Source organism: Micromonospora chersina, from assembly GCF_900091475.1.
In the GTDB taxonomy this organism is placed as follows: Bacteria; Actinomycetota; Actinomycetes; order Mycobacteriales; family Micromonosporaceae; genus Micromonospora; species Micromonospora chersina.
Genome location: NZ_FMIB01000002.1, coordinates 292,531 through 308,620, shown reverse-complemented (window position 1 = coordinate 308,620; position 16,090 = coordinate 292,531). Strand labels below are relative to the sequence as shown.

Sequence of the window (16,090 nt, the reverse complement as noted above, 5' to 3'; positions counted from 1 at the left end):
GGGAGGATCACGCTAGCCGCTCAGCGCAGGGGGCGCTTGAGGTGGTAGCGGTGCACCTCGGTGCTGCCCTGCACGTTGTTCACGTCCTCGGCGGCGGAGACCAGTTCCCAGCCCTCCCGGCCGACCCGGTTGAGGTGCGCGATCGCGGTGTCGCCGTACGCGGTCACGTCGGTGCGCGACCCGTCCGGGCCGTACCAGACGAACGAGACGTGGAAATTGCGGCCCTGCCCCTGATAGCGGCGGACCAGCAACGCGTACTCCCAGGCAACCATCCGTCCATTATCAACGGTGGCCGTCCCGCCCGGGAACACGGGTGGTGGCGGAACGACGACAGTGCGGTGTCAGGCCGGCGCGCCCACCGTGGCCAGTTCGTCGGTGATCAGCGCGGCGAGCCGGTCCAGGCCCAGGTCGATCTGCTCCGGGGTGACCGCGCTGACCGACAGGCGCAGCGCGTTCACCGGCGTGCCGGCGTCGTAGAAGTGCGCCATCGGGGTCCAGAGCACGCCGTACCCGCGGGCGGAGCGGTGCAGCAGCGCGTCGTCCACCGTGAACGGCACGGTGACCACCACGAAGAAGCCGCCGGCCGGGACGTTCCAGCGCACCGGCCCGCCGGCCGGGAAGCGGCGGGCCAGCCCGTCGACCATGTGCCGCAGGTTGCGGGCGTACGCGGCCCGCTCCCGGACGTTGGCGGCGACCAGCGAACAGTCGTGGGCCAGCAGCGCCCCGCCGATCACGGCCTGGCTGATCGGCGAGGTGTTCACGGTGACCATGCTCTTGATCTTCGCGAGCTGGTCGGCGAGCGGGCCGACCGTGCCGTGGGAGCCGGCCACCCGCTGGTCGGCGACCACGTAGCCGACCCGGGCGCCGGGCAGCACGGTCTTGGCGAACGAGCCCAGATAGACCACCCGGCGGCGGGTGTCCAGCGCCTTGAGGGTGGGCAGCCGCTCGGCGCCGGCGGCCGGGAAGAGGCCGTACGGGTTGTCCTCGATCAGCAGCAGGTCCTCCTCGGCGGCCAGGTCGAGCAGCCGCCGGCGCTGGGGCAGGTCCATCCGCACGCCGGAGGGGTTGGCGAAGTCGGGCATCACGTAGCAGGCGCGCGGTCGCAAACCCTCGGCCCGGGCCTGGTGCACCTGGGCGCGCAGGTCGGCCAGGTCGACGCCGTCCGGCCCGCCGGTGACCGGGCGCACCGGAAGGTCCACGAGGCGGGCCGCGCCGGTCAGCCCGACGTACGTGGGGGCCACGGCGAGCAGCACGTCCCGCGGCCCGGCGCGCAGCGCGCGCAGCACCAGGAACATGGCCTCCTGGCAGCCGACGGTCACCACTATCGCCTCCGGGTCGACGGTGAGCTGCTCGTCCACGGCCAGGTTGCGGGCGATCAGGTGGTGGACGACGCCCTTGGTCCGGCCGTACTGGAGCAGCGTCCGGTCGACCTGCGCCGGGCTCAGGCCGAGGTCGTCGGCGAGGTGCCGGCGGAACGCGTCCAGGTGCTCGTGCAGCACGGCCGAGTCGAAGAACTCCTCGTACGGCCGGCCGGCGGCGAGCGACACCGCCTCCGGGTAGTGCTGCGCCACCTCGTTGAGGAAGTTCATCGAGTTCAACGCGGGGTCGTCCACGCTCGGGTGCAGGTCCGTGACGGCCAGGTCCACGGGCTCCACGTCAGCCTCCGGTCCGGGTACGCAGCTCGCGGGCCGCCGCCGGGTCGGCGCAGCCGCTGAGGATGAACGCGTCGCGCAACTCGGCGGCGAGCAGCGCCAGGGCCGCCTCGGCGCCGGCCCGCCCGCCGGCCGCCAGGGCCCAGAGCAACGGCCGGCCGACAAGCACGCCGGCCGCGCCGAGGGCGAGGGCGCGCAGCACGTCGGTGCCGCCGCGCACGCCGCTGTCCAGCAGCACCGCGCAGCGCTCCCCCACCGCGGCGACCACCTCGGGCAGCACGGCCGCGCTGCCCGGCGCGCCGTCCAGCTGCCGGCCGCCGTGGTTGGAGACCACCACGGCGTCCACGCCGAGGTCCGCCGCGCGGACCGCGTCGCGTGGGTCCAGGATGCCCTTCACGAGCAACGGCACCGGGGTACGCTCCCGCAGCCAGGCCAGGTCGGCCCAGCTCAGCGCGGGGGCGAAGACCGCGCCGGTGTGCGCGGCCACCGCGGACACCCCGGGCGTGCCCTGGTGGGCCAGGTCGTCCCGGCCGCCGGGCAGGTTCGCGGCGGTGACGTGCGGCGGCAGGGCGAAGCCGTTGCGCACGTCGCGCAGCCGCCGGCCGAGCACCGGCACGTCGACGGTGACCATGAGCCCGGCGCAGCCCGCGGTGAGCGCCCGGTCCAGCAGGTCGGCCACCATGCCCCGGTCGCGCAGCCAGTAGAGCTGGAACCAGACCGTGCCGCCGACCGCGGCGACCTCCTCGACGGGCGTGCTGGCCAGGGTGCTCGCCACGTAGGGCACGCCGGCCGCGCGGGCCGCCTCCGCGAGCCCCACCTCGCCGTCGGGGTGCAGCAGTTTCTGGTACGCCATGGGCGCGACCGCCACCGGCAGGGCGTAGCGGCCGCCGGGCAGGGCCGCCTCGGTGGACGGGGTGTCCACCCCGGCCAGCATCCGGGGCAGCACCGCCACCCGGTCCAGGGCCGCCCGGTTCGCGGCGAGGGTGGTCTCGGTGCCGCTGCCGCCGGCCACGAAGTCCCACACGTCGGCGGGGAGCGCGGCCCGGGCCAGCTCCGCGAAGTCGGCCAGGCTGGCCGGCGCCACGAACGCGGGTTCGCCGGGCTCAGCCGCTCCCCGCCCCGCCACCGGCTCGACCGGCGTCGGGGTGACGTCCGCCGGGTTGAGCGGGTGAGGCGTCGCCGGCTCCGGGTCGGTCGTCCGGAGGTCAGCCACGGTCCGGTCCGCCCGCCGCCGTGCCGGCGGCCGACCCGGCCGGGGTGAGGCCGAAGCGTGTTCGCAGGAAGGCGGCCGCCTGCTCCTGGGCCCGCCGCCCCGCGTCGAACACGCCCGGCATCGCGAAGAAGCCGTGGACCATGCCGTCGTACCGGGTGGCCTCGGTGGGGACGCCGGCCTCGGCCAGCCGCTCGGCGTACCGCTCCCCCTCGTCGCGCAGCGGGTCGTGCTCGGCCGTGATGACCAGGGCCGGGGGCAGGCCGGAGAGGTCCTCCGCGAGCAGCGGCGAGGCGAGCGGGTGGGCGGCGTCGCCGGGGTCGGCCAGGTAGTGCCGCCGGTACCACTCGACCGAGTGCCGGTTGAACAGCAGCGGGTCCTCCGTGCCGGTGGGCCCGCGGCCGGGCCGCTGGTCGGTGTTCGGATAGACCAGGAGCTGGGCGGCGAGCCGGGGGCCGCCGTCGGCGCGGGCCAGCAGGGTGACGGCGGCGGCCAGGTTGCCGCCGGCGCTGTCCCCGCCGACGGCCAGCCGCTCCGGGTCGACGCGGAACTCGTCGGCGTGCGCGGCCAGCCAGCGCAGCGCCGCGTGGCAGTCGTCAACGGCGGCCGGGAAGCGGTGCTCGGGGGCCAGCCGGTAGCCGACGGTCACCGTCTGGCAGCCGGCGAGGTTGACCAGCCGGCGGCAGATCCCGTCGGCGGTGTCCACGCTGCCGAGCGTCCAGCCGCCGCCGAAGAAGTAGACGAGGGTGGGCAGCGGGCCGTCCCCTGCCGGCCGGTGGATGCGCACCGGAAGCGGCCCGTCCGGGCCGGGGACCTGCGTGTCGCGTACCTCTTCGACCGGCTCGACCGCGCCGGCGCCGGCGCGGATCGCGGCGAGGTCGGCGGCGCGGGCCTCCGCCAGGGTCTGGGTGTAGAGGGGCGCGGTGCCGGCGGCCGCGCGCGCGGACCGCCACGCCGCCACCTGCGGGTCGAGCGTCATCGGGCCTCCCCGGTGGTCACGAAGAGCTTGTCGATGCCGCGCAGGAAGAGGCTGCCGCTGTACGTGTAGGGCTGGCTGACCGCCAGCTCGGGGAAGCGGGCGAAGAGCCGGGGCAGGGCGAGCCGGCCCTCCAGCCTGGACACCGCAGAGCCGAGGCAGAAGTGCAGCCCGACGCCGAAGGCGAGCGAGGGCGGGCCCGCGCGGTGCGGGTCGAAGCGGTCCGGGTCGGGGAAGCGGGCCGGGTCGCGGTTGGCCGCGGCGATCAGCAACAGCACGTTCTCGTCCCGCGCGACCGGCAGGCCGCCGACCTCGGTGTCGTGCGGCGCGGCGCGGGCCAGGAAGTGCACCGGGCTCTCCATCCGCAGGACCTCGTCCACGCAGCCCCGCGCCAGCGCGTCGTCGCCGGGCAGCGCGGCGATCACGTCCGGGTGGGCCAGGAGCAGCGGGAGGCCGTTGCTGAACATGTAGACGGTGGTGACGAAGCTGGCGTTGAACAGCACGATGAGGTTGCTGATCAACTCCTCCTCGGTGAGGTCGACACCGCCGGCGTCCAGCACCTCGACCAGACCGCTGATCAGGTCCTCGCCGGGCTGCCGCCGCCGGTGGGCGAGAAGCTCGCGGTAGTAGCCGCGCAGCTCCTCGGCGGCCTGGTTGGCGCGGGCCAGCCGCTCCGGCGTCTTGCCGGCCACGTCCATGTACTCGTCGATCCAGTCGACCCGCTGCCGGTACCAGGCCAGGTCCGCCTCCGGCAGGCCGATGAACTCGGCCATCACCAGCGCCGGAACCGGGTACGCGAAGTCGGCCACGAAGTCGACCTCGCCGCCGTCCGCGCCGGCCTCGGCCATCCGGTCCAGCCGGTCGGTGACGATCCGGACGATCACCGGCTCCAGCGCGCCCAGCCGGCGCGGGGTGAACGTCTTGGCGAAGACCGCGCGCATCCGGGTGTGGTCCGGCGGGTTGATGAACATCATCGAGGTCAGGAAGGTGCGCAGGATCTCCTGGTCCTGCCAGTCGGGCGGGGCGCCCTTGTACCAGCCGGGATCGCGCAGCACCTGGTCGACCAGGTCGTAGCCGCCGGCCACGGCGGTGATCGTGCTGTGTTCGGCCCGCTTCGGGACCGCGTTGATCGGCCCGTGCTCGTGCAGGGCCGCGTACCACGGGTACGGGTTCTGCCGGCCCTGCTCGCTGTACAGGCCGGTCAGGATCTCGTCGACGTCCACAGTTCCTCCCCAGGAAAGACGGTGGGGGCGGCGTGATGCCGACGCCGCCCCCACCGGTGTCACAGACCGAGCAGTCGCAAGGGCACGGCGTCGGCCATGGCCTGCGCGCCGGCGTCGTTCGGGTGGATGTGGTCCCCGGCGTCGTACGCCGGCAGCAGCCGGCTCGGGTGCGTCGGGTCGCGCAGCACGGCGTCGAAGTCGAGCACCCCGTCGAACTCGGCGGCGCCGGCGCCGCGGAGCCAGGTGTTGACCGCCTGCCGGGTGGCCTCCTTCTCCTCGGTCCACACGCCCGGACCGCCGTTGCCCTCGTACGGGGTGATGGTGCCGACCAGGCTGGTCAGGCCGCGCTCCTCGACCTGCTGGTTGAGCTGGCGCAGCGAGGCGATGATGGCCTCGGCGCTGTCGCCGTTCATCCAGATGTCGTTGATGCCCAGGTGGGTGATGACGGTCCGCACCCCGGTCTGCGGGAAGACGTCCTCGTTGAGCCGGGCCAGGGCGTTCGGGCCCAGCTCGTAGTAGCCGGGGAAGCCACCGGCGCCGGGCTCGGTGCCCTCGTGGTTGAGCCGGTTGCCGGAGAGGCTGAGGTTGAGCACGCCCGGGGTACGCACCTCGGGGCGGGCGTCGATGAGCCGCTCGGCCAGCAGGTCCGGCCAGCGCCGGTCGGCGTTGACCGTGCTGCCGTTGCCGTCGCCGATGGAGTCGCCGAGCACCACCACCGAGCCGGGGCTGAGCCGGCGTTCCACGTCGATGCCGGAGAGGAACATCCAGCAGCAGTCGATCTTGCGGGTGAACTCGGGACTGGTCACGGCGGTGGTGAGGTCGGTCGCGCCGATGAAGTTGGTGACGCGGGACTGCCCGTGGAAGGTGACCGGGCCGGTCAGCACCGGGAAGTAGAGGGTGACCACCAGGTCCTCCTGCTCCTCCACCGGATAGGGCAGCGGGTCGCTGAGCAGCTCGGCGCCCTTGTTGATGGTCGTCGAGGAGGAGCCCTGGAAGGTCAGGTCCCGGACGGTGGCCGGGTCGATGTCGGACCGGTCCTCGGTGGCGGTGTCCGGCCGGGCGACAGTGGCGTGACCGACCTTGACGGCCTGCTCGCCGTAGAGGTTGGTGAGCCGGACCCGGAGCCGGTCGCCGCCCACGGTGGTCTGCACGGTCATCCGGATGCTCTGGTTGTTCAGGCCGGTGTTGGTCAGGCCGACGGTGTTCCCGCGGGTCACCGCGGCGGCCCAGGTGCCGGCCCACTCCGCGCGCCCGTGCCGGGCGCTGTCGGTGTCGGTGGGGCCGGCGCTCGCGGTGACCGCGGGGGTGCCCGCGATCAGCAGGGTTGCGGCGGAAGCTATGACGTGCCATCTCTTCGGGGTCGGCATTGATCCTCCATCGTTGGCAGCCCCGGGCGCGACGCGGTCGGCGCCGCCGCCGGGCGATGGACCGGAAACTAACCGTCGGCGATGACGAGCGTCAATCAACCCTATCGACATGATCAAATGTCTTCGGGGTGCCACCGAACGCCGTTCGGGCGCTGTCCTCTGGGGACTCCGACTGCCTAGGCTCGGCACTGGCGGCGGTGCGGTCGCCGACCCTGGCACCTGCCGTCGCGTCCCGGCTCCGACCTGCCCGGACGCCGCTTCCGACGGTAGTCGTGGCACCGGGCGCCGGTGCCACCGTCGACCGTCCCCGGACCACGATGGGGGCTGCCCGATGACCGACCGGCCGAACTACGTGCACGAGGCGCTGGACCTGTTCGCCGGCTTCGGCGACCGGGAGGCGCTCGTCGGCGGGGGCCGCCGGCTCACCTACCCCGAGGTCGCCGCCGAGGTGCGCGGCCTGGCCGGCGCGCTGCTGCGGCACGGCGTACGCCCCGGGGCCGCCGTGCTGGTCATGCTCGGCAACACCCTGGAGGGGCCGCTGCTCCAGCTCGCGCTGCACCTGCTCGGCTGCCGGAGCATGTGGGTCGCCCCGGTCACCTCCCGGCGGGAGGTCGACGAGTTCGTCGCCCTGGCCGGCCCGGACGCCTTCGTGCACGACCCGCGCGACCCGCTCGGCGCGGAGATCGCGGCCGGGCTGACCGGCGTACCGGTGCTCTGCCTCGGGCCCGGCGGCGCGGGCCCGGACCTCACGGCCCCCGGCGGCGGGCCGGCCGACCTGCCCGCCGGGGCGCCCGCGCCGGAGTCGTTCCTCCAGACCAGCGGCACCACCGGCACGCCCAAGCTGGTGCACCACCGGGAGAGCTTCTACCGGCAGATCCTCGCCCTGGCCGCCGATTTCCGGGCGGCCGGCTTCCCGCTGCTGCGGCACCTGTCCCACTCGCCCATGTGGCTGGCCAGCGGCCAGATCACCACGCTGTTCAACCTGTTCACCGGCGGGGTGCTGTTCCTGCGCGAGCAGTGGGACCCGGCGGCGTTCATCCGGACCGTCGACGCCGAGAAGCTGACGTCCACCTTCGTCACCCCGCCGATGCTCTACGAGGTCCTCGACCACCCGGCCCTCGACGGCGCCGACTTCTCCGCCATGTTCATGTTCAACGTGGGCGCCGGGCCCGCCGCGCCGGCCCGCCTGCGCCAGGCCATCGCCCGCTTCGGGCCGTGCCTGCGCATCGTGTACGGGCTCAGCGAGGCCGTCGTGATCTGCGCCCTGCCCGGGCTCACCGAGGACCCGGAGCACCCGGAGCGGCTGCGCTCCTGCGGCCGCCCGTACGGGGACGTGGCCGTGGAGATCCGCGACGACGACGGCCGGGTGCTGCCGGCCGGCACGGACGGCGAGGTGTGGGTGCGCACGAAGCTGAGCTTCGCCGGCTACCACGGCCAGCCCGAACTGACCGCCGAGACGCTTGTCGACGGCTGGGTGCGCACCCGCGACATCGGCCACCTCGACGACGACGGCTACCTCTACCTGGTCGACCGGCTGCAGGACCGGATCCTCACCCGGCAGCGCAGCTGGCCGATCTACTCCCGGCCCATCGAGGACGTGCTCGCCGCCCACCCCGAGGTCCGCGCCGCCGCGGTGATCGGCGTGCCCGACCCGGTGGCCGGGGAGCTGCCGCACGCGTACGTGGTGCCGGCGCCGGGCGCCACGGTCACCGGCGACGAGCTGATCGCCCTGGTCACCCGGGAGCTGAGCGACACCTGGGCGCCCGGCGCCGTGGAGTTCCTCGACGCGCTGCCGCTGAACCGCTCCGCCAAGGTCGACAAGCGCGCCCTACGCGCCCGGTACGCCGCCGCCCACCCGGCCGACGCCGAGTCGCTGGGCTCGGCCATCGGCAGTCCGGCGTGAACCCGCGCCGGGAGCTGTACACCCTGGTCGGCGCCGACCTGCTGTCCAACCTGGGCACCCGGATCTCGGTGGTGGCCATCCCGTGGCTGGTGCTGGAGACCACCGGCAGCCCGACCCGGATGGGCCTCGTCGCGGCGGCCGAGACGCTGCCGTACATGCTCTCCAGCGCCCTCGCCACACCGTGGGCGGACCGGTTCGGGGTACGCCGTACCTCGGTCGCCGTGGACGCGGCGAGCGCCGCCGCGATGGCCGTGGTGGCGCTGGCGCCCTGGCTGGGGTTCGGCACGCTGCTCGTGCTGGTCGCCGTGGCCGGCGGGCTGCGCGGCATCGGCGACCGGGTCAAGCACGTGCTGTTCAAGCCGGCCGCCGAGCGGGCCGGGGTGCCGCTGATCCGGCTCACCTCCACCTACGACGGCCTGACCCGGGGCATGACGCTCTTCGGCGCGGTGCTCGGCGGGCTGCTCATCGACTGGGTGGGGGTGACCCGGGCGATCTGGATCGACGCGGCCACCTTCGCCGCCTGCGCGCTGCTGATCGGCGTGCTGGTCCGCCCGCCCGCGCCGGCCCAGCCGGCGCCCCGCGAGAGCTACCTGCGGGCGCTGCGCGGTGGCTTCGCCTACCTGCGCACCGACCGCACGCTGCTCACCATGCTGATCGTCGTCTCCGCGTCGAACATGTTCGCCAACGCCAGCGTCGCCGTCTGGATCCCGCTCTGGGTGGACCGGGTGCTCGGCGACCCGGCCGGGTTCGGCCTGCTGCTGGGGGTGTTCTCCGCCGGCGCGCTGCTGGGCAACCTGCTCTTCACCGTGGCCGGGACCCGGCTGCCCCGGGGGACGACGTTCGCGTTCGGGCTGGCGCTCAGCGGCGCGCCCCGGCTGCTGGCCCTGGCGCTCAGCGACGACCTCGTGGTGGTGCTCGTCGTGACGTTCGTGTCCGGCATCGCCATCGCGGCGGTGAACCCGCTGCTCGGCGCGGCCCTCTACGAGCGGGTGCCGGCGCCGTTGCAGACCCGGGTGCTGGGCATCTCCGGTTCGGTGGCCTTCCTCGGCCTGCCGGTCGGGGCCCTGCTCGGCGGCTGGTCGGTGGCGGTGCTCGGGCTGACCCCGGCGCTGCTCGTGATGGCGGTGGCCTGCCTGGTGCTCACCGTGGCGCCGCTGCTGCTGAACCGCCCGACGGCCGACCGGCCGGCCGCCGAACCGGTGGCCTCCACCCCGGCCTGACGTCGCGACGTGCTGCTTCGGCCCGTGCCGGCCTTCGGCCGAAGCGGGGTGAGCGCGGTCAACGGTAGCGGAGTTCCACGACGCCGTTGCCGAACCGGCGCATGGCACCCCGCTCCGGTCGGCTGGCCGTACCGCCAGTCTGCCAGGATCTCCCGCCGGGCAGGGGGACGCGACGACCTCGGCGCCCGGTTCCCCGCGACCGGCGTGCCACGGTCGGTGTCGGTGGGCCGGCGTAGGGTCGGCCCATGGCGACCTGGGACGACGTCCGGCGGATCGCGCTCGCCCTGCCGGAGACCACCGAGCGCGGTTCGCACGACGACCTGCCGGCCTGGCGGGTGCGCGACAAGCTCTTCGTCTGGGAGCGGCCGCTGCGTCGCGCCGACCTCGACGCGCTGGGCGACGCCGCGCCCGACGGTCCGATCCTCGGCGCCCGGGTGCCCGACCTGGGCGCGAAGGAGGCGCTGCTCGCCGACGACCCCGAGGTCTACTTCACCACGCCGCACTTCGAGGGCCACCCGTCGGTGCTGGTCCGGCTCGACCGGATCGGGGTCGAGGAGCTGACCGAGCTGGTCACCGAGGCGTGGCACGCGCGGGCCCCGAAGCGGCTGGCCGCCGCCCACCGGGCGGAGGCCGGATGAGCGGGCCGGTGGCCGGCATCGTCTTCGACATGGACGGCACGCTCATCGAGTCGCACGAGGTGGTGCCCGCGGCCTACCGCGCGGCGGTGCTGGCCGGCGGCGGGCCCGAGCGCACCGACGCCGAGGTCATCGCGGGCTACTCGCTCGGCGCTCCCGTCGATTTGCTGACCCACCTGCTCGGGCGGCCGGCCACCGAGACGGACCTGGCCGCCTACCACGGCCACCTGGCCGCGCTGGCCGAGCGGGTCACCGTCTACCCCGGGGTGGCCGAGGTGCTCGCCGAGGTCGCCGCCCGGGTGCCGGTGGGCCTGTTCACCGGCGCGAGCCACCGCGCCGCCGAAATCCTGCTCGACCGGGTCGGCCTGCTCGGCCGTTTCGCTGTCGTCCTGGGCGGCGACCAGGTGTCCCGCCCCAAGCCGGCGCCGGACGGCGTCGAGCTGGCCTGCCGCCGGCTGGGCGTGCCACCGGGCCGCGCCGCGTACGTGGGTGACTCGCCGTTGGACCTGCGGGCCGCCCGGGACAGCGGCGCCGTGGCGGTGGCCGCGGCCTGGGGCCACCAGTACGACCCGACCGAGGCGGCCGACCTCAGCGCGGCCCGGCCCGGGGACCTGCTGGCGCTGCTCGGCTGACCGGCACTCTGGTCGCCCCGGGGCCCGTGGCGACCCCCTCGGGGTCACGCCTCGGGGGCTGGCCCGGGAGTTCACCCGATGCCCGTGGCGGGGACCGTCGCCGAGCATGGCGGGGTGGACATTGGGCACACGCCGGTCGCGCGACCGGCCCTGATCCGCTCGGCGGCCGGCGCGGAACGCGTCGAACTGTTCCTGGTCAGCGCGGTGCTGTGCGTCGGGGTGACCCGCGCCGTCCTGGCGGCGGCGGACTATCCCGAGGTCGGCTCGGGGGGTCTGCACGTGGCACACGTCCTGTGGGGCGGCCTGGGCATGCTGGCCGGCCAACTGGTGTCCCTGCTGTTCCTCGGTCCCCGGGTCGCCCGGCTCGCCGCCGTGGTCGGCGGCGTCGGGTTCGGGCTCTTCATCGACGAGGTGGGCAAGTTCCTCACCGCCGACAACAACTACTTCTACGAGCCGGTCGCCGCCATCATCTACGGCACCGTCGTTCTCGTCTGGCTGGTGGTCCGCCTCGGCGTGCACCGCCGTCCGCTCAGCGAGCGGGAGAACGCGGTCAACCGGCTGCACGCCCGCGCCGACCTGGTCGCGGGCGCTCCCGCCCGATGGTTCGCCAGGCTGCCGAGGGAGGGGCTGCCGACGGGACTGGCCCTGCCGTCAGCGCCGACAGTGCTCACGGCGACCGCGCTGTTCGTGGTCTTCGCGCTGGGACGTCCGCTTGTGCTGCTGGCCCGGGAGCCGGCCACCGCACACCAGGTCCACGCGGCGGCCGCCGCCACGTGCGTGCTGCTCACCGCCGTCGGGCTGGCCTGGTGGCGGGCGGGGCTCCGGCGCGGCGGGCTGCGGCTCGTGGCCGCGGCGCTGGTCCTGCACCTGCTCGTGGTGCAGGTCTTCTGGCTGCTCGACCACGAGTTCGCCGGCTTTCCGCTGGTGCTCGTGAACCTGCTGCTGCTCCTGCGCGTGCGCACGCTGCTCGGGGGCGGGTCACGCACGACCGGGCCGGGACGGGTTGACCCGGGTTGATCAATCGAGGGCCAGGCGCACGGCGTCCTCGGGGGTGGCCGCGTGGGTCGGCCCGGGGACCGGAACGCCGTCGGCGTCGACGACGCGCCAGCCGCCGAGCACCACCACGGGGATGCCGCCGCGCCGCATCGCCAGCGCCACCTCGCTGAGGGTCCCCCAGGAGCCGCCGACGGCGATCACCGCGTCCGCGCTCCACACCAGGATCGCGTTGCGGGCCTGGCCCATGTTGGTGACCACCGAGGCGGACAGCTCGACGGGGCCGGGGGCGCTGCCATCGTCGGGGCGTACCCCGATGACCAGGCCGGCGCGGTCGCGGGCGCCGGCGGCGACGGCGGCCATCACCCCGCCGCCCCCGCCGCAGAGCACCGTGACCCCGCGCGCGGCCAGCAGCTCCCCCACCCGCCGGGCCGCCGCCAGTTCCTCCGGCGTCGCCTCCGCCGGCCCGCACACCGCCACCTGCACCCCGCCATTGTCCCGGGTCCGCGACCGTCGGGTCCATGATCGACGGATCCGGTGCGGCTGGGTTAGCGTGCGGGGGTGGGATCGACGGTGACCGAAGCGACGGATCCGTGGTGCCTGCGCCCGGGTGAGGCCGGCGAGCTGCTGCGGGGGCACCCGTGGCGGCGGTTCGTGGTGCTGGGCGACAGCGTGGCCGAGGGCATGTGCGAGCCGGTCGACGGCTACCCGGACCTCCAGTGGGCCGACCGGATCGGCGCCGAGCTGCGCGCGGTGCGGCCCGAGCTGGCGTACCGGAACCTGGGGCGGCGCGGGCTGCGGGCGCACGAGGTGCGGGCCACGCAGCTCGCGGCGGCGCTGGAGTTCGCGCCGGACCTGGCGCTGGTGGTGTGCGGCGGCAACGACGCGTTCCGCCCCGGGTACGACCCGGCGGCCGTGGACGCCGAACTGGAGGCGATGGTCACGGCGCTGAAGGGCGCCGGGGCGGACGTCATCACGGTCGGCATGTTCGACGTGTCGCACAGCCCGGCCGTGCCGGAGCCGCTGCGGGCGGGGCTGAGCGAGCGGATGCGGCGGCTCTCCGCCCACACCGGGCGGCTGGCGGAACGGCTCGGCACGCTGCACGTGCACCTGACCGACCACCCGCTCGTCGCGGACCCGTCGCTGTACAGCAGCGACGGCCGCCACGGCAGCGCCCGCAGCGACGCCATCGCGACAGCGGAAACCCTCCGCGTCCTGAGCGCCCACCTGCACCCCTCGCGCTGAGCCGCCACCCAAGGAACGGGGGGTCAGGTCCGGTCGGGGGTCAGGAGGCCGGTCAGCAGGCTGCGGAGGGTGCGCTCGAAGAGGTCCTGGGTGGGCGGGGCCGACGGCGGTGCGGCGAACGCGGCGGCCAGGTGCGGGTACGCCGCCAGGTCGACGTGGTCGAAGGTGAGGGTGCCGGTGGCCGCCGCGCTGCGGGCGAAGAGCGAGACCACGCCGGTGACCATGGCGATCGCCTCGAATTTCGCGGCGACACCGGCCTCGACCGGTTGCAGCAGGCGCACGCAGGCGTCGAAGTACGCGAGGGTGTTCGGCCCGGGGACCGTGGGGCGGGCGATGGCGTCGGGCAGCCACGGGTGGCGCCGGTGGAGCGCCAGTTGGCGGCGGGCCAGCAGGAGGAACTGGTCGAGCCAGGTCCCGTCGTCCGCCGGGTACGGCCGCAGCTCGCCGACGCAGCTGTCGACCATCAGGTCCAGCAGGTCGTCCCGGGACGACAGGTGCCGGTAGAGCGACCCGGCGGCCATGCCGAGCGCCCCGGCGACCGCGCGCATCGACACGGCGCCCAGCCCGTCGGCGTCGGCAAGCGCGACCGCGGCGGCGACGATCTCGTCCCGGCTGTGCGTCGGGGCGGGGCCGCGGGCGCCGCGCTGCGGCCGGGTCCAGATCGACCGTCCGGCGGAGTCGCCCTCGGCCGGATCCCTCGGTGCGCCGCTCACCACACCACTGTAAACTGCAAACAGCGTTCGCGGTTTCGCGGGGTGGGAGGGAGCGGTCATGCAGCGGATCACGGCACCGGACGGCGCGGGGATCGTCGTGCACTCGACGGGCAGCGGACCGGATCTCGTGGTGGTGCACGGGGGCGGGGTGACCATCCACGAGTACCGGCGGCTCGCCGCGCGGCTCGCCGACCGGTTCACCGTGCACCTGTACAACCGGCGGGGCCGGGCCGACGCCGCGCCACGGCGCGAGCCGTACACGGTGGAGCAGGAGATCGAGGACCTCGGCGCCGTGCTCGCGCACACCGGCGCACGCCGGGCCGTCGGGCACAGCTACGGCGCGTTCGTCGTGCTGCGGGCCGCGCTCCGGCTGCCGCTGGACCGGATCGCCGCCTACGACGCCCCGCTCCGCCTGGCCGGGCACGGCCTGCCCACGACGTTCCTCGACCCGGCCGAGCAGGCCGTCCGGGCCGGGAACACCGCGCGGGCCCTCGCCATCGTGGGCGCGGCCGTCAACCCCCACTCCCCGGCGTCGAAGCTGCCGCTCGCGGTGCGCACCGCGATCTGCCGGGCGTTCCTGCGCACCGAGGTCGGGCGCACCATGGGCAGCCTGGTGGGGATGACGCTGGCCGAGTCGCGGCAGATCGAGGCGTACGAGGGACCGGCCGAGGAGTACGCCGGGATCACCGCCGAGACGCTGCTCATCAGCGGCGCCAAGGCCGCGCCCTACTTCACCGAGATCAACGACCGCCTGGCCGCGATCATCCCGAAAGCCCGAACCCTGCGCGTCCCCGGCAGCCCCCACAACGGCATCGCGGTGGCACCCCCAACCCTCATCAACCCCCTGACCGCCTTCTTCACGACCCCCACCTCCCCCGCAGCCCAGCGTTGACCAAGGAGTTCGCGTCAGGATTCCGGCTCCGGCAGACGCAAACTTCTTGATCAACACGGCAGAGGGGCGGGGTCAGTCCGTGAGGAGGACGCCGGTCATCAGGACGCCTCTTGCCAGGTTGAGGACGCCCTCGCAGCCGGGGTAGCCGACTCGGGCCAGGGCGCCCGAACCGGTTCTGCCGAACAGGTACGGGGCGAGGCTGTAGGGGACCTCGGCCGTGACCGTCTCGCCGGTCTCGATCTGCACGAAGTCCATGGCCACCCGGTCGGCCTCGTGGTAGCGCTGGAGGATGTTGCCGCCCGCGTCGATCGCGGCCCGTACGCCGTCCTCCCAGGCCACCGCGCTCATCTCCCGGCCGATCAGCACCCCGTGCCCGGCCGAGCCGCCGGCCGGCTTGGCGACCAGGTCGGCCTGCTCGGCGAGGGCCCGGTCGAGCTGGTCGGCGGTGAGCGCCACGGTGTGCGGGACGTAGCGGCGGACCAGCGCCCGGTCGGTCTCGGACAGCAGGTCCAGGTCGGCCCAGAGCCAGGCGTAGTTCACCTTGTTGCTGAGCAGCCAGGCGGCCGTGCTCACGAACATCGGCAGGGTGCCGGCCGCGAGGGCGCCGGCCACCGCGTCGAGGCCGGCGCTGGGGGTGACCCGGTTGGGCACGAAGAGCCGGAACAGCGCGTCAACCGGGGCGCCGCCGACCACCAGCCGGCGCTGCCCGTCCAGCGTGGCGGTGGAGACCGGGGCGATGACCAGGTCGATGCCGAAGCGCTTCGCCTGGTCGGCGAGCGGGGACAGGATCCGGATGAACGTCTCCGGGTCGTCGAGGCCCGGGTACTCGGCGTCGAAGTCCATGAGCAGCGCCACCCGGGCGCCGTCGGGCAGGCCGAGGGTGTCGCGGATGGCCACGAACCGCTGGTCGAGCAGGGACGGCGCGGGCCGGGCCGGCAGACCGTCGAGCAGGCCGTGCTCCCGGTAGAGCTCCGCGTACCGGTAGATCACCGTGTCGGCGTCGAAGCCGCCGCCGAGGCTGCTGTCGATGTTGTACTCCACGATGCACGGCACGCCGCCGGAGAACAGCACGTCCGGCCGGTACGCGGCGAGCAGCCCCTCGTGCAGCGGCTCGTCCTCGTCGAGCAGCCGGGTCTCCCCCTCCGGCACGTCGAGCAGCCGGCGCAGCTCCCCGGCCGTGCGGGCGCGGCGCTGGCACGCCTCCAGGATGAGCTGGGCGATCCGGTCGCAGACCTCGTTCAGCTCGCGGAACGCGTCGGCGGTCAGCACCGGGGGCCGGGCCAGCCGCCACTGCTTGTTGTACGTGGCCCGGCCGTGGAAGATCTTCTCCCAGGCGCCGGCGCCCGCCGCCACCATCGCCGTACGGGTCGGCTCGGGCAGGTCGGTCCACGCCTGCCCGGCGGGCGGCCACGGGTAGTTCGGGTCCATC

General features: G+C 74.7%; 16 protein-coding genes. 7 read left to right on the top strand and 9 right to left on the bottom strand.

What is annotated here, in order from left to right:
- Nucleotides 1-20: 20 nt before the first annotated feature.
- The 6 genes from GA0070603_RS01290 to GA0070603_RS01265 all read right to left on the bottom strand — a co-directional run bounded on the left by GA0070603_RS01290 (nucleotide 21) and on the right by GA0070603_RS01265 (nucleotide 6,401).
- Nucleotides 21-272: a hypothetical protein gene (locus GA0070603_RS01290; RefSeq protein ID WP_013286617.1), complete on the bottom strand. Its 252-nt coding sequence runs from the start codon at nucleotides 270-272 to the stop codon at nucleotides 21-23.
- A 69-nt stretch (nucleotides 273-341) separates the two neighbouring features.
- Nucleotides 342-1,655: an aminotransferase-like domain-containing protein gene (locus GA0070603_RS01285; protein ID WP_091305898.1), complete on the bottom strand. Its 1,314-nt coding sequence runs from the start codon at nucleotides 1,653-1,655 to the stop codon at nucleotides 342-344.
- Between the two features lies 1 nt (nucleotide 1,656).
- Nucleotides 1,657-2,778 (bottom strand): alpha-hydroxy acid oxidase, encoded by a 1,122-nt coding sequence (locus GA0070603_RS01280; RefSeq protein ID WP_091321362.1) that lies wholly within the window; start codon nucleotides 2,776-2,778, stop codon nucleotides 1,657-1,659.
- 79 nt (nucleotides 2,779-2,857) lie between these two features.
- Nucleotides 2,858-3,841: a LipP1 family hormone-sensitive lipase gene (locus GA0070603_RS01275; protein WP_091305896.1), complete on the bottom strand. Its 984-nt coding sequence runs from the start codon at nucleotides 3,839-3,841 to the stop codon at nucleotides 2,858-2,860.
- On the bottom strand, nucleotides 3,838-5,061 hold the full coding sequence (locus GA0070603_RS01270; protein WP_091305894.1) for a cytochrome P450: 1,224 nt from the start codon (nucleotides 5,059-5,061) through the stop codon (nucleotides 3,838-3,840). The genes GA0070603_RS01275 and GA0070603_RS01270 overlap by 4 nt, the downstream gene beginning before the upstream one ends.
- Nucleotides 5,062-5,120: 59 nt before the next feature.
- The gene (locus GA0070603_RS01265; protein ID WP_208862982.1) at nucleotides 5,121-6,401 is read right to left on the bottom strand and encodes an SGNH/GDSL hydrolase family protein; all 1,281 of its coding nucleotides are present in this window, start codon (nucleotides 6,399-6,401) and stop codon (nucleotides 5,121-5,123) included.
- Between the two features lie 358 nt (nucleotides 6,402-6,759).
- Here GA0070603_RS01265 and GA0070603_RS01260 point away from each other — a divergent pair, with 358 nt between their 5' ends.
- The 5 genes from GA0070603_RS01260 to GA0070603_RS01240 all read left to right on the top strand — a co-directional run bounded on the left by GA0070603_RS01260 (nucleotide 6,760) and on the right by GA0070603_RS01240 (nucleotide 11,835).
- Nucleotides 6,760-8,331: a class I adenylate-forming enzyme family protein gene (locus GA0070603_RS01260; protein ID WP_091305890.1), complete on the top strand. Its 1,572-nt coding sequence runs from the start codon at nucleotides 6,760-6,762 to the stop codon at nucleotides 8,329-8,331.
- Entirely contained in the window at nucleotides 8,328-9,551 is a 1,224-nt protein-coding gene (locus GA0070603_RS01255; RefSeq protein WP_091305888.1) for an MFS transporter, read from the top strand. Before GA0070603_RS01260 ends, GA0070603_RS01255 begins: the two co-directional genes overlap by 4 nt.
- A gap of 245 nt (nucleotides 9,552-9,796) precedes the next feature.
- Nucleotides 9,797-10,189, top strand: coding sequence for an MmcQ/YjbR family DNA-binding protein (locus tag GA0070603_RS01250; protein WP_091305886.1), 393 nt, complete (start codon nucleotides 9,797-9,799; stop codon nucleotides 10,187-10,189).
- Entirely contained in the window at nucleotides 10,186-10,818 is a 633-nt protein-coding gene (locus GA0070603_RS01245; RefSeq protein WP_091305884.1) for an HAD family hydrolase, read from the top strand. The genes GA0070603_RS01250 and GA0070603_RS01245 overlap by 4 nt, the downstream gene beginning before the upstream one ends.
- Nucleotides 10,819-10,932: 114 nt before the next feature.
- Complete coding sequence (locus tag GA0070603_RS01240) at nucleotides 10,933-11,835, top strand: hypothetical protein (protein ID WP_139131784.1); 903 nt, start codon at nucleotides 10,933-10,935, stop codon at nucleotides 11,833-11,835.
- Here the strand turns inward: GA0070603_RS01240 and GA0070603_RS01235 are convergent, their stop codons facing one another.
- Nucleotides 11,836-12,297, bottom strand: coding sequence for an SLOG cluster 4 domain-containing protein (locus GA0070603_RS01235; RefSeq protein WP_091305881.1), 462 nt, complete (start codon nucleotides 12,295-12,297; stop codon nucleotides 11,836-11,838).
- A gap of 75 nt (nucleotides 12,298-12,372) precedes the next feature.
- Here GA0070603_RS01235 and GA0070603_RS01230 point away from each other — a divergent pair, with 75 nt between their 5' ends.
- Nucleotides 12,373-13,056, top strand: coding sequence for an SGNH/GDSL hydrolase family protein (locus GA0070603_RS01230; protein WP_091305879.1), 684 nt, complete (start codon nucleotides 12,373-12,375; stop codon nucleotides 13,054-13,056).
- Between the two features lie 23 nt (nucleotides 13,057-13,079).
- Here GA0070603_RS01230 and GA0070603_RS01225 read toward each other — a convergent pair whose 3' ends face one another.
- Entirely contained in the window at nucleotides 13,080-13,769 is a 690-nt protein-coding gene (locus GA0070603_RS01225) for a TetR/AcrR family transcriptional regulator (RefSeq protein WP_244282340.1), read from the bottom strand.
- A 58-nt stretch (nucleotides 13,770-13,827) separates the two neighbouring features.
- On the opposite strand from GA0070603_RS01225, the gene GA0070603_RS01220 reads away from it, so the two are divergent.
- The gene (locus tag GA0070603_RS01220; protein ID WP_091305875.1) at nucleotides 13,828-14,661 is read left to right on the top strand and encodes an alpha/beta fold hydrolase; all 834 of its coding nucleotides are present in this window, start codon (nucleotides 13,828-13,830) and stop codon (nucleotides 14,659-14,661) included.
- A 72-nt stretch (nucleotides 14,662-14,733) separates the two neighbouring features.
- On the opposite strand, the gene GA0070603_RS01215 is transcribed toward GA0070603_RS01220, so the two are convergent.
- Entirely contained in the window at nucleotides 14,734-16,089 is a 1,356-nt protein-coding gene (locus GA0070603_RS01215) for a hypothetical protein (RefSeq protein WP_091305873.1), read from the bottom strand.
- Between the last annotated feature and the right edge of the window lies 1 nt (nucleotide 16,090).

What these genes read in the sequence shown, in the direction of transcription:
- GA0070603_RS01290 (WP_013286617.1), bottom strand. Translation starts at nt 272, where the DNA reads ATGGTTGCCTGGGAGTACGCGTTGCTGGTCCGCCGCTATCAGGGGCAG.
- GA0070603_RS01275 (WP_091305896.1), bottom strand. Translation starts at nt 3,841, where the DNA reads ATGACGCTCGACCCGCAGGTGGCGGCGTGGCGGTCCGCGCGCGCGGCC.
- GA0070603_RS01260 (WP_091305890.1), top strand. Translation starts at nt 6,760, where the DNA reads ATGACCGACCGGCCGAACTACGTGCACGAGGCGCTGGACCTGTTCGCC.
- GA0070603_RS01250 (WP_091305886.1), top strand. Translation starts at nt 9,797, where the DNA reads ATGGCGACCTGGGACGACGTCCGGCGGATCGCGCTCGCCCTGCCGGAG.
- GA0070603_RS01245 (WP_091305884.1), top strand. Translation starts at nt 10,186, where the DNA reads ATGAGCGGGCCGGTGGCCGGCATCGTCTTCGACATGGACGGCACGCTC.
- GA0070603_RS01220 (WP_091305875.1), top strand. Translation starts at nt 13,828, where the DNA reads ATGCAGCGGATCACGGCACCGGACGGCGCGGGGATCGTCGTGCACTCG.
- GA0070603_RS01215 (WP_091305873.1), bottom strand. Translation starts at nt 16,089, where the DNA reads ATGGACCCGAACTACCCGTGGCCGCCCGCCGGGCAGGCGTGGACCGAC.